Raw genomic sequence first — 12,593 nt, forward strand, 5'->3', positions numbered from 1 at the left:
AATCCGGCACACCGGCAGACAAGCAGGTCGAGGAGGTGGTTCCACTTCCCGAACTCGCTGCGGCATAATCAAAACCAGCTGACCCGCACGGTGTCGAGAAACTCCACCACTCAGCGGGACGTGACCATGACCCCTATGCGTTGCGAAGCTCATGGCACACCGCGAAAAGGACTTCGAGTTCGTTCGAGCACTGGTGGACGCCCGGCTGATTGACCCAGTAGTTCTGCAGCAGCGGCTGGCATCGATCGACTTGGCCCTTGTCCAGAGCGATCAGGACATCGATGTGCTGGACTACCGGCAACGGAACGCCATTGCCTGGGCAGCCGCCCTGACGAGCTGAAAATAAGGGCATATCTGACGCCTCAAGCGGTGCATTGCGTTGGAATAATGTCCAGAATCGATTTACTGACAGGTGCTGCGGATCATCTCAGATCTCAAGCTGACAGTCCGCAACCAACGCAAGCACGTTCATCGGCTCGAGAACGGTCGAAACAGGCCAAAGCATCAGGAAATGATGACAGCCACTCGGGACAAACGGCGCGATGCCACCTGTTGCGGCTCTGCCGGCGCAGGGCGTCAGACCCATCGACCGGGCACGGGGCGAGTCTTCCCATGTCGGACGGCTCCAACGTCAGGTTGGGGTGTACTCATCCACTTCACGTCACGCCGGGAGGACCGGGCGTGCTGAGCACCCGCACAGCAAGCCGCCCATTCCTGGTCTCAGGGTGTGCCGCGGACGGCGCGGAGCTGCCATCCGTCGCGCTGATGGAACACCTGCCTGCCCGTCCCGTAGCTCAGGCGTAGCCACACGACCTGTCGGTCAGACGTGAAGTCGTCGACTACACCGCGCGAGACTATAAGGTCGCTATCCAGCACCTCGATAAGTTGCCCATGCCTTAGTTCGGACCATCCGAGGGTATTGGAGGTTTCTGGTGCTTCGGGCCAGCCCATAATTCCTTTCCAAGCATCTGCTGCGGACCTTTCACCGACCAGCTGGTTACGGGTAAATACGCCATGATCTGCTCGGCCCACAGCCGATGCGGGATTCGCACGCGTTCCATAGTGGAAAGTATGTGAAGCGGTCCGTAAAGGCTTCGTTTGTTAGTTTGGGGTGTACCTAGCCCTGCCGGGTGACGAGATATACGACGCGCGGCCACCTTTAGTCATGGTCTGCGGTAGCCAGGGCGGGCCGTCTGGGGATTGGTACACCCCGTCGTCTATGCCTATGCCGCTTGCGCGAGGGCTTCCTCAACGATGTGTTCGGCGATGGCGAGGGAAGCCGTGGCCCCGGGGGAGGGTGCGTTGCGGACCTGAACGAGCCGGCCTGTGGAGCGGATGACGAAGTCGTCTACCAGGCTTCCGTCCGCGTTGAGGGCCTGCGCGCGGATTCCGCGCACTCCCTTGACCACGTCCGCTGCTTCGATGGCCGGCACGAATTTGCGGGCTTCCTCGACGAAGGCATTCTTGCTGACCGCTGTGCGGACCTGCTGGAGGGTCGCGGGAATGTTCTCGGCAGCGAACTTCCAGAAGCCCGGGTAGGTCAGCGTGTCCGCGAGGTCGCGGAGGTTGGGTGCGTTGTTCCGGTAGTTTTCGCGGGCTAGGGACAGGAAGGCGTTGGGGCCGAGCATGACTGCGCCGTCCACGCGTTTGGTCAGGTGTACACCGAGGAAGGGGTACTGGGGGTCCGGGACGGGGTAGATGAGCCCGTTGACCAGTGAGGAGCGCTCGGGCCGGAGCAGGAAGTAGTCGCCGTAGAACGGCACGATCTGGGGCCCGTCGTCTTTCTTCCGGGCGGTTCCTGTCCGGTCAGTGACTGCGTTGGCGAGCCTGTCAGACTGCAGGCCTGCGCACGTGATGACGAGGTCGAAGGCCTCTGAGTCGAAGCCGGTTCCGGAAACGCGGACCTCGGATTCGGTCACGTCCAACCCCGTTACCATAGCGCCGAGGCGTATCTGACCGCCGCCGGCTTCGACGTCCTTACCGAGTGACCGGGTCAGTGCGGGGTAGTCGATGATTGCCGTGTGTGGTGAGTGCAGGGCCGCGATGCCTCCGGTGCAGGCGGGTTCCAGCTCGCGCAGGCGGTCCCGGTCAATAATGGAGACGTCCGGGACGCCGTTGGCCTTGGCCCGTTCGAAGATGTTGTGAAGCCGGTCGAGCTCGAGGCTGTTGTGCGCTACGACAACCTTTCCGCATTCGTCGTAGGCGATGTTGTTCTCGGTGGCGTATTCGGCCAGCAGTTCAACCCCGCGGCGGCATAGCCGGGCTTTGAGAGAGCCGGGTTCGTAGTAGAGGCCTGCGTGGACGACGCCGGAGTTGTGGCCGGTCTGGTGTCCGGCCAGGTCGGACTCTTTCTCAATGAGGGTGATTTGGGCGCCGTCGACCATCCGGGAGAGTTGCCGGGCGACTGCGGTGCCGATGATTCCGCCGCCGATCACTGCGATTCGATTCGTTGTCATTACTTTTCTTCCGTTGCTGAAATGATGGTGAAGTGAAAAAACTGAGCCGTGGTATGTCCCTTACCGATCAAGCCGTGGAGCTTTTTCGTGAAGCGATCACTTCCGGCGAGCTGGTTGCAGGTGAAACGTATTCAGCCAACAGCCTGGGTGAGCGCATCGGCGTCTCCAGAACCCCGGCCCGCGAGGCCCTGCTTCAGCTGGCACGGGCGGGAATGATCCGGATTGACAAGAACAAGGGGGCCACGATCCTTGCGACCACACTCACGGATCTGGTGGAGGTCTTCCAGATCCGGCTGATGCTTGAAGTGCCCGCGGCGGCCAAGGTCGCCCGGACGGTTTCCGAGGCCGGAATGAGCCGCATCCTCGAGTGTTTCGCCCATATGCAGGCCGCAGCGGACGAGGATGACGCTGAGGCAACCCTTCGGGCCGACCGCGATTTCCACCTGCAGATTATGGAGAATGCGGGCAACACGAAGCTGGTCGATGTCCTTGAAAACCTCCGCAATCTGGTGCTGACGAGGGGGGTGGGTACCGCTCCGGCCGCACGATCCTGCCAGGACGTCGTTGATGACCACCTTGACATTGTCGAAGCGATCTCAGCGCATGACGGACCGGCCGCTGCAGGGGCGATGCGCCGCCACATCGTCAATACGGCAGAGCTGCTGATCGCGCAGGAGGCCGGGGACAACGGGGAGTTCGACGCCGACGCCGTCACCGAGGCCCTGCGCTGGCCCAACGACTATTCCTGAGCCGCTGTGAGGATCAGGGCTTGAGGACTGCCTTGGTGCACTGTCCCGCGGCGACGGTGTCCATTGCCTCATTGACGTCCTCGAGGGCGAAGACGGTCAACAGGGCGCCCAGATCATGCCGCTTGCGGAGCTGGGGCAGCGACTCCACATATTTCACGTAGTGGGCTTCGGCGAAGCCCCAGGAGCCGAAGATCTTGAGCTGCTTTTTGGTGATGTAGTGCGGGTTGATGGGTGTAGCCCCGTGGTCGGTGTACTGTCCCAGAATCAGGACCTGTCCGTTGGGGCGGGCAAGGTCGAGGCTTTCGGCCACCGCCGCCGGCACCCCTGCGCATTCGATAACGACGTCCGCGCCCCGTTCCTGCGCGGTCATCTGGCGAAGCTTCTCCAAACGTGCAGCGGGGTCCGTGTAGATGCCCATGTCGATAACCTCGTCGCAGGCGCCGATCTCAAGGGCGAGTTCGAGGCGGGACGCCGGTGCGCCGAGGAGGATGACCTGGTCCGCGCCCATTTGTTTGGCGTAGATTGCTGCGGCTAGTCCAACGGGGCCGCTGCCCTGCACTGCTACGGTGTCTCCCGGATGGATCGTAAGGTTTTCCAGCATCCCGTGCAGAGCGGTGGGGCCGGCGCAGCCCAGAGCGATCACTTCCTCGAAGGTCACGTCGTCGGGGATCCGGATGATCGCCGTGCCGGCTTCGAGGGCGATCTGGCCCGCCATCCCGCCGAGCAAATGCGGGGCCTCGCTGCTGGTCCGGTTGATGCCGTAGATTTTGCGGGATTTGCAGAGGGTGCGTTCTTTTAGGACGAGGCACTCATGGCACCGGCCGCAGGGAATGTTGTTGGACCAGACAACTCTGTCGCCCACGCGGAGCGGCGCACCATTGATGTCGGTGGACGGTGCCGGATCGAGAGCTGCGATCGTGCCGACTGCTTCGTGGCCCATGACGATGGGCATGGGAACAGAGAGATTCCCTGTTTTTAAGTGGATGTCGGTGCCGCAGATGCCCGCGTAGGCCACCGTGACCACGGCGCCTCCTGTAGACGGGGCAGGTGCAGGGAATTCCTGGATTTCCAGCGGCTTGTTCACAGCCGTGAGGACAGCGGCCTTGATGAGCTCGGTCACGAGATTTTCCTTTTCAGATCTTTTAGGTGTGCGTGAGTTCTTCGACCTTGGGGGCCGTGGCAGCTTTGCGTTCCTTGCCGAGGGTGATCGCGAGCAGCCCGATGAGGGCAGCCCCGGCGATGTAGAGCGCTATACCCCAGGACGCGCCTGTTTCGGTGTAAAGCAGGGCGGCCAGGAAGGGGGCCGGCGCCGAGGTGATGATTCCGCCGATCTGGTAGGCCAGTGAGGCACCTGTGAAGCGGACTTCCGGCTCGAAAAGCTCGGGGATGAAGCTGGCGATAACGGAGTATGCCATGGCGTGGGCCACGGGTAGGGCGAGGACCATGGCCAGGACGATCAGGAGTGTCTCGCCCGTGTCGACCAGCAGGAATACCGGGTAGGCCAGGACGGCGACGGCCAGGGCGCCGGCCTGGAGGATCTTCTTCTTGCCGAGCCTGTCCGCCACTGTAGCGACCAGGGGGATGGTGAAGACCTGGATAAAGGCGGCGAAGATAACGGAGAGGAAGATGACGTCCCGGCTGACCCCGACGACTCCGGGGCCGTAGCTGAGCATGTAGACCGAACAGATGTAGAAGATGATGTTCGGCGAGGCCATGGCCAGAGAGCCGAGGATGAGCGGCTTTTTGGCGCTCCGGAATACTTCGAGGACAGGCACCCGGACGTCTTTCTCGTCCGACTTCATCTTGAGGAACTCCGGCGATTCGGAGACGCGCAGCCGGATGAAGAGTCCCACCACGATCAACAGCGCAGAGAGTAGGAATGGGATGCGCCAGCCCCAGGTGTTGAAGAACTCCGGCGGGGTCTTCTGCATGAGGAAGAAGATGCCGCTGGAGAGCACGAGGGCCGCAGGTACGCCGCACTGGGTCCATGAAGCGTAAAAGGCGCGACGGTTTGCGGGAGCGTGTTCGAGTGCCATGAGCACCGCGCCGCCCCATTCACCGCCGACGGCAAGGCCCTGCAGGAAGCGCAGGGCGACGAGGATGATCGGCGCAGCGATGCCGATCGCGTCGTAGTTCGGGAGGAGGCCGACGATAAACGTTGATGCACCCATCATCAAGAGGGACCACACCAGCATTTTCTTGCGACTGTACTTGTCGCCGAAATGCCCGAAGATCGCGCCGCCGAACGGACGGGCAATGAAAGCGACAGCGAACGTGGCAAGGGACGCGAGGGTGGCCGCTGCCGGGTCGAGCGTGGGAAAAAACTGGTTGTTCAGGACCAGTACGGCGGCTGTGCCGAAGATGTAGTAGTCGTACCACTCAATGGTGGTGCCGATCATCGAAGCCGCTGCCACTCTCCGGGGAATAGCGCTGGCTGAACTTGTCTTGGTACTCATGGAGGCCCCGTTGCCTTTCGGTGCTGGAAAGTTAATTACCTCACACAGAATGACTGCATGTAACATGTAAGTCAACCGCAGCAGCATATTTTGGTGGCTGTGCGCCTTCAATTTGCAGACTTGACACCTTCAACAGGAGCAGAGGAATCACATGGTTGAGATCCCAAGCACCACCAAGCTCACCGCCGATCACGGTACTTTCAGCATCCCCACAGGCCTCTTCCTCAATGGAGAGTGGCGGCCCGCGCAGGACGAGGCACACATCCCGGTGGTGAACCCGGCCACCGGCGAAGAGTTCGCAGCCGTCTCGGACGCCTCACTCAAAGACGCGGCAGAGGCCCTCGACGCCGCCTCCGCGGCGCAGGAGGCGTGGGGACTGACCAAGCCGCGCGTTCGGGCCGAGCTCCTGCGTATGGCCTTTGACGCCGTCATCGCCCGCACGGAAGATTTCGCATGGACGATGGCGACCGAAATGGGCAAACCCTTGGCTGAGGCCAGAGGCGAAGTGGCGTACGCGGCAGAGTTTCTCCGCTGGTTTTCCGAACAGGTGCCGTCCCAGACCGGCAATTACGGGCCCGCGCCTGATGGTGATTACCGGATAATAACGACTTACCAGCCAGTGGGTCCGTCGTTGCTGATCACGCCGTGGAATTTCCCTCTCGCCATGGGAACCCGGAAAGTCGGAGCGGCCCTGGCTGCCGGCTGCACTGTGATCATCAAGCCGGCATCCCAGACCCCGCTGACGATGCACCTCTTCGTGGAGGTCCTGCGTTCGGTCGGTATCCCTGATGGCGTCGTCAACCTCGTCACCACCAGCAAGTCAGGGGCACAGTCTGCGGCCTTGATGAGCGACCGGCGCCTGCGCAAGGTTAGCTTTACGGGCTCCACCGGAGTCGGTACGGCGCTGTTGAAGCAGGCGGCGGACAACGTCATGGCATCCTCCATGGAGCTGGGCGGCAACGGGCCATTCCTGGTCCTCTCGGACGCCGACGTCGAGGCAGCCGCGGAGGGGGCGGTCACCGCGAAGTTCCGCAATGCTGGCCAGGCCTGTGTCGCGGCCAACCGGATCATCGTTCACAAGGACGTGCTGCCTGCCTTCCGGGAAAGCTTCCTGAAGCGTGTGGCCGAACTGCGTGTCGGCGCCGGCACGGCCGCCGGAACCATCGTGGGTCCGCTCGTCGACGGCAAGCAGCGGGACTCCGTGCTGGAACTCCTGGAAACGGCCAAGGGTGAGGGGGCAAATGTTCTCGCGGGCGGCCATGCGATCGAAGGGGAAGGCTTCTTTATGGAGCCCACCGTCATCGACGGGGTGGCCCCGGGCTCCACGATCGCGCGAGCGGAAATCTTTGGTCCCGTCGCTGTTCTCTATGCGGCCGAGTCCGACGACGATGCCATCGACATGGCGAACGACACCGAGTACGGGCTCGTGGCTTACCTTTACACCCAGAATCTCAGCAAGGCGATGCGGGCGGCCGAGCGCTTGGAGGCAGGAATGGTGGGCATTAACCGCGCGATTATTTCGGAGGCGGCCTCACCGTTTGGCGGTATCAAGTCATCAGGTCTTGGCCGCGAAGGTGGACCTACAGGGATCGAGGAATACCAGGACATGAAGTACATCGCCCTGACCCTCTAACACCACGGAGACAAGCCACGTGAACCCTTCACGACGCACCCCTGCATTGCCTAGGGCACGGCGGGCCTCCTAGTGGATCTCGGCATTCAGGGCAAGACAGCCTTCGTGGCGGCATCTACCGGAGGCCTGGGATTGGCCGTCGCCTCGGCACTGGCCGCCGAAGGCGCGAACCTGGTCATCACGGGCCGACGCGGCGAGGAGGCCACAAGGATCGCCGCAGAGTTACCATCTGCAGCGATCGGCGTTGAAACCGACCTATGCACGCAGGAGGGCCTCACCGCAGCTGTAACCGCCGCCAACGCGCGCTTTGGGTCCGTTGACATCCTCGTGCTCAACGGACCCGGGCCGGCACCGGGAACAGCGGCCGGCCTCAGCAGTGAAGATATGTCCTCCGCGTTTGAACTCTTGCTTCGGCCCCAGCACGCACTCGTAAGCAGCTTTCTGCCCGGAATGAGAAAACGTCGTTGGGGCCGGATTTTGGCAATAGGCTCAAGCGGTGTGGCCGCACCGCTGCCGAATCTGGCGCTATCCAACACCGGCCGTGCCGCCCTGGCCGGATACCTGAAAACGCTCGCGGCCGAGGTGGCATCGGACGACGTCACAGTCAACATGCTGCTTCCCGGGCGAATCGCGACAGAGCGAACCCGGGGCCTTGACCTTGCCGCAGCCCGACGACGCGGAGTCACGGTTGACATGATCGAAGCAGAATCCCGGACGTCCATTCCGGCGGGGCGTTACGGAAACACCGAGGAATTCGCAGCAACGGCCGCGTTTCTGTGCAGTGGCCTGGCCTCCTACGTGACGGGCACAGCGCTCCGCTGCGACGGGGGCTGGTCCGGACCCTCTGACTCCCGGCTGGGGAGCCTTAGCTGAAGGCCTCTGAATTGAGGGCAGAGAGAGACCATATCGGCAGATTTCGCATCCCCTGGCTACCGGGCAACGGGCCACTGGGCAAGCAAGGGGCTAAGCGATAAACACGAATTTCAGTCTCTCCCTCTGCATCAGTCGGATTTTTAGGGTAGGCAGCCGTTAGCTCTCAGGAGGGACACGTCGCGGACGGCACCCTTGTCCGCGGAGGTGGCCATGGCGGCGTAGGCGCGCAGCGCGGCAGAGACGTGGCGGTCCCTGTCCTTGGGCTTGTAGCCGCCGTTGATCAGCAGCTTCTCGCGGCGTTCGGCGAGGAGCTCCTCGGAGACCTCCAGCTGCAGGGAGCGCTGGCTGATGTTGATGCTGATGATGTCGCCGTCCTCCACCAGGGCGATGGTTCCGCCGGAGGCAGCCTCGGGCGAGATGTGCCCGATGGACAGGCCGGAGGTGCCGCCGGAGAAGCGGCCGTCCGTGATGAGCGCGCACTTCTTGCCCAGGCCGCGGCCCTTGAGGAACGACGTCGGGTACAGCATTTCCTGCATGCCGGGACCGCCCTTGGGGCCTTCGTAGCGGATGACCACCACGTCGCCTTCCTTGATCTGCTTGTTCAGGATCTTCTCCACGGCTTCGTCCTGGGATTCGCACACAACGGCCGGGGCCGAGAAGGTCCAGATGGATTCGTCCACGCCGGCGGTCTTCACCACGGCGCCGTCCACTGCCACGTTGCCGCGCAGCACGGCCAGGCCGCCGTCCTTGGAGAAGGCGTGCTCCACCGAGCGGATGCAGCCTTCTGCGGCGTCGGTGTCCAGGGAGGTCCACTCGTTCGACTGTGAGAACGCGGTGGAGGAGCGGACGCCGCCCGGGGCTGCGTGCCACAGGGCCTGTGCCTCTTCGGTGGCCTTGCCGCCGCGGATGTCCCAGTCGTCCAGCCAGCCGTCCAGGTCGGTGGAGTGCACGGAGTGGACGTTCTTGTGCAGGAGGCCGCCGCGGTTCAGCTCGCCCAGCAGCGCGGGGATGCCGCCGGCGCGGTGTACGTCCTCCATGTAATAGGTCTTGTTTCCGGCAACGTTGGGGGCCACCTTGGCCAGGCAGGGCACCTGGCGGGATTTGGCGTCCATCTCGGCCAGGCCGTATTCCACGCCGGCTTCCTGGGCGGCGGCCAGCAGGTGCAGGATGGTGTTGGTGGAGCCGCCCATGGAGATGTCCAGCGCCATCGACAGGTACATTTCGGGAATCGGCTACGTTTACGCTGCTGCGGACGGCTCCGGATTCCTCAAGATGGCTGGCAAAGCAGCCGACGCCTGGCGCGCCCGACAGTTCAAGATGCAGGAACTCTACCGCCAGGGCATCAAGGAGTTGGATGCCCTGTCCGAGCGTTTGTTCGGCGGGAATTTCGTGGACCTCATTGATGACCAGCAGGACCAAGTCTTCGTGGAGCTCTCCGGGGCGCCCAAACCCACCAGAGTCACACACGGAACGAAAGAACCCATAACCACCTTCCTGCAGGGCGTCTTCGACGAGGACCTGTCCTTCTTCGATACCTTGTGCCTGCACACCAGGCAGGGGTTCTACTGTGATCCCGTGTACGGCGGCAACAAGGATCGGATGGGGTGGAAAACCATCGGATTCCCTGGTCCCAAATCGCTCAAGGACACCATGGACGGGACTTACGACACCACGGAGTACTTCTATGACGGCGACTACGACTGGAACGACCTGATCCCGCACCTGCAGCAGTCAGTTCCCCGCGACAGCTAACCTCCCAACGCGGGCGCCGCGGCCCGGTAGTTACCTAACTGCCGGGCCGCCGCGGCCCAGTAGTTACCTAACTGCCGGGGCCGCCTTCCGCACACTCGCGACACCCGCGAAAGGACTGAAAAGTATGAAAATAACAGAGGTAAAGGCCTTCCCCGTCGGAGTGCCGCTGGATGAGCCCCTTCGCTGGGGTGCGATGGAAGTCAACGTCAAAGGCGGCATCATCGTCCGGGTAAAAACCGACGAAGGTATCGAAGGGATCGGTGAAGCCGGATTCTCGGCCGAGTACTTTCCCACCGTCGGTCCCATCATCAACCACCAGCTTGGTCCCATGCTCATCGGGCGTGATCCACTGGACATCGCAGCCATCTGGCAGGACATGCTCAACGCCACGCACATGTGGGGCCGCCGGGGGATCGAGACCTACGCACTCAGCGGTATCGATATCGCCCTGTGGGATCTGCTCGGCAAGGCAAGCAATCAGCCGGTTTATCGCCTCCTGGGAGCCTCCAAGTCAAAGGTGAAAGCTTACTACGCGCCGTCGCTGAAGCCGACCGAAGAAATAGTCGAAGAGTCCATAGCAGCTGTTGAGCAGGGCTTCTTTGCGATGAAGCTGCGCAACGGCCCGAGCCTGAGCAAGGGCGTGGACATGGTCGCCCGAGTCCGTGATGCCGTCGGTCCCGACATCGACATCATGGTCGATGCCAACATGGCCTTCGACCGCCGGGAGGCTCTCACCCTTGCTACCGAACTCGAGCAATTGGGCGTTTCGTGGCTGGAAGAACCCATTCTCTCCCGCAGCCTCACCCAGTACATTGACGATCATTCCTGGCTCTCTGACCGGGTGTCGCTCAAACTCGCCGGCGGCGAGTCACTGCTTACCCGCTACGAGTACCTCGACCTTCTCCGCAAGCGGACCTTCGATGTCCTCCAGCCGGACTGCACCAGCGTTGGTGGCATCTCCGAGTGCAAGCGGGTGGCCGATATGGCCAGTTCGTGGAACCTCCTGTGCGTCCCCCACATTGCCTGCTGCTCCGGAACGGGAGTGGCATTGGCCGCGGGCCTGCATACCATCCTGAGTTGCGAGAATGCTCCCATGATCGAGTTCGACGCCTACGGTGGGCCAGGCTGGGACGGGCTGCTCGAACAGCCCCTGACAGCCACTGGCGGATACGTCGAGGCGCGGGAAGTTCCCGGACTGGGCATCGATTTTGCAGATGGAGCACTGGAAAAGTACACGCTGACCGATTCCCGGTTCGCCGCGGCTGCGTGAAAGACATAAACGCCGGCCCCGGGCGTCGCGCTTCCGATCGCGCGGCGCCCGGTCCCTTCGTTGAAACGGCTGTTTGGAGACTTCGTCATCATGAAAAGCAGGCAGCTTGACATTGCCCTCGACGCCGACGCCGATCTTGCCGAAGGACCGTGGTGGGACGAGCAGCATCAAGAACTACTATGGGTCGATATCTTCTCCGGCAGGGTCCACTTCTTTGACCCCGGGTCAGGGGCGGACCGCAGCATTGACGTTGGCCAACCACTTGGGATGGTCGCGCGCCGACACTCGGGGGGACTAGTGTGTGCTGTGCGTGACGGGATCGGTTTCATTCATCCTGACGGGGATACCTTCGAGCTCGTCGTACCCATCGAGTCAGCCATTCCCGGCAACCGGATGAATGACGGCGCATGCGATCCCGCCGGACGTCTCTGGGCCGGGACGATGGCAACAGACCTCTCACCATCGGCTGGGAGCATTTACCGAATCAACAGCAGCCTCCAGGTTACGCCGGTACTTGAGAACGTTTCCATTTCAAACGGCCTAGACTGGTCCCCTGATGGTCGAACCTTATACTTCACTGATTCGACCACCAAAAGAGTGGATGCCTACGATTTCGATATCGACACAGGCAAGATCCACAACCGCCGACTTCTCGTTGATCTACCCGATCCCATAGCCACGCCGGACGGAATGGCGGTAGACGCCGAGGGAACCATTTGGGTAGCCATGTGGGACGGGGGTTGCGTCCGCCGCTTCAGCCCAGACGGCACACTGCTGGAAACACTCCTTCTGCCGGTCGCCAGACCCACAAGTGTCGCTTTCGGCGGGCCCACACTCAATCAGCTATTCGTCACCTCGGCCCGCAACGGCCTCACGTCCCGGCAGTTACAGGACCAGCGTCATGCAGGTGCACTCTTCGTCCTGGAGCCGGGCGTAACGGGGAGACCCCCTTACTTGTTCCGCGGATAGGCCTGCACACTAGTGGTCACTCGTGCGTCCGCAGGAATTTCGCAAACACGAGATGCACATAAACGACATGAAACCCACGGGCGGTCGACGTAGTAAAGGGGGGCCTGTGTCCTACGATCACGTATCGAGAGCCAACGATGCTTTCTCGCTAAGCGGCAGCGACCTCTTTCCGCGTCCGTCGCTTTCTCTTTCCGTTGAAGTCGTGACTCTGAAGGAGCGCCAGAGCAGAGACGAGGAGATTAGTCGCGCCGTCAGCCGACTTATACCTGCCGCTCTTCAATGTCGGCAGGGAATCCTGGTTATGCAACACAATCACGACAAGTACACGATCCGCATCGACCAGGAGGTACCGTTTGGCACAACACGGGAGGCCAGCGAGTGGGATCGTGCAAAAAGTGAACTAGCGGACACGACAACTTGGTTTTCGTGAAGAAC

General features: G+C 62.2%; 11 protein-coding genes and 1 pseudogene. 8 read left to right on the forward strand and 4 right to left on the reverse strand.

The genetic code is table 11. The features are described 5' to 3' along the window. The first annotated feature begins 151 nt into the window (after positions 1 to 151). Positions 152 to 340, forward strand: a complete 189-nt coding sequence (locus tag IEW19_RS17715) for a hypothetical protein (RefSeq protein WP_188572919.1) — start codon at positions 152 to 154, stop codon at positions 338 to 340. Between the two features lie 883 nt (positions 341 to 1,223). On the opposite strand, the gene lhgD is transcribed toward IEW19_RS17715, so the two are convergent. Continuing rightward, positions 1,224 to 2,456 carry an L-2-hydroxyglutarate dehydrogenase gene (gene lhgD / locus IEW19_RS17720; RefSeq protein ID WP_188572920.1) on the reverse strand — a complete coding sequence of 411 codons (1,233 nt, stop codon included), beginning with the start codon at positions 2,454 to 2,456 and terminating at the stop codon, positions 1,224 to 1,226. A gap of 32 nt (positions 2,457 to 2,488) precedes the next feature. Between lhgD and IEW19_RS17725 the strand changes: the two genes are divergently transcribed. Continuing rightward, entirely contained in the window at positions 2,489 to 3,205 is a 717-nt protein-coding gene (locus tag IEW19_RS17725; RefSeq protein WP_229748552.1) for a GntR family transcriptional regulator, read from the forward strand. Between the two features lie 13 nt (positions 3,206 to 3,218). Here the strand turns inward: IEW19_RS17725 and IEW19_RS17730 are convergent, their stop codons facing one another. Together IEW19_RS17730 and IEW19_RS17735 are read right to left on the reverse strand one after the other, a co-directional pair. Continuing rightward, complete coding sequence (locus IEW19_RS17730; RefSeq protein ID WP_188572922.1) at positions 3,219 to 4,325, reverse strand: zinc-binding dehydrogenase; 1,107 nt, start codon at positions 4,323 to 4,325, stop codon at positions 3,219 to 3,221. Between the two features lie 22 nt (positions 4,326 to 4,347). After that, positions 4,348 to 5,661 (reverse strand): MFS transporter, encoded by a 1,314-nt coding sequence (locus tag IEW19_RS17735; protein ID WP_188572923.1) that lies wholly within the window; start codon positions 5,659 to 5,661, stop codon positions 4,348 to 4,350. 151 nt (positions 5,662 to 5,812) lie between these two features. Here IEW19_RS17735 and IEW19_RS17740 point away from each other — a divergent pair, with 151 nt between their 5' ends. Further along, on the forward strand, positions 5,813 to 7,294 hold the full coding sequence (locus tag IEW19_RS17740; RefSeq protein WP_188572924.1) for an NAD-dependent succinate-semialdehyde dehydrogenase: 1,482 nt from the start codon (positions 5,813 to 5,815) through the stop codon (positions 7,292 to 7,294). 72 nt (positions 7,295 to 7,366) lie between these two features. Next, the gene (locus tag IEW19_RS17745) at positions 7,367 to 8,167 is read left to right on the forward strand and encodes an SDR family oxidoreductase (protein ID WP_188572925.1); all 801 of its coding nucleotides are present in this window, start codon (positions 7,367 to 7,369) and stop codon (positions 8,165 to 8,167) included. Between the two features lie 140 nt (positions 8,168 to 8,307). On the opposite strand, the pseudogene IEW19_RS17750 reads toward IEW19_RS17745, so the two are convergent. Then, a pseudogene (locus IEW19_RS17750) lies at positions 8,308 to 9,378 on the reverse strand (dihydroxy-acid dehydratase domain-containing protein); the annotation flags it as partial. A gap of 61 nt (positions 9,379 to 9,439) precedes the next feature. Between IEW19_RS17750 and IEW19_RS17755 the strand changes: the two are divergent. The 4 genes from IEW19_RS17755 (at position 9,440) to IEW19_RS17770 (ending at position 12,588) form a co-directional block, all read left to right on the forward strand. Then, entirely contained in the window at positions 9,440 to 9,919 is a 480-nt protein-coding gene (locus IEW19_RS17755; protein WP_373283621.1) for a gluconate 2-dehydrogenase subunit 3 family protein, read from the forward strand. A 124-nt stretch (positions 9,920 to 10,043) separates the two neighbouring features. Next, entirely contained in the window at positions 10,044 to 11,189 is a 1,146-nt protein-coding gene (locus IEW19_RS17760; protein WP_188572927.1) for a mandelate racemase/muconate lactonizing enzyme family protein, read from the forward strand. A gap of 90 nt (positions 11,190 to 11,279) precedes the next feature. Beyond that, the gene (locus tag IEW19_RS17765) at positions 11,280 to 12,158 is read left to right on the forward strand and encodes an SMP-30/gluconolactonase/LRE family protein (protein ID WP_188572928.1); all 879 of its coding nucleotides are present in this window, start codon (positions 11,280 to 11,282) and stop codon (positions 12,156 to 12,158) included. Positions 12,159 to 12,264: 106 nt separating this feature from the next. Further along, positions 12,265 to 12,588 carry a hypothetical protein gene (locus IEW19_RS17770; RefSeq protein ID WP_229748553.1) on the forward strand — a complete coding sequence of 108 codons (324 nt, stop codon included), beginning with the start codon at positions 12,265 to 12,267 and terminating at the stop codon, positions 12,586 to 12,588. The last annotated feature ends 5 nt before the right edge of the window (positions 12,589 to 12,593 follow it).

The organism is Arthrobacter liuii (genome assembly GCF_014639275.1).
Lineage (GTDB): Bacteria > Actinomycetota > Actinomycetes > Actinomycetales > Micrococcaceae > Arthrobacter > Arthrobacter liuii.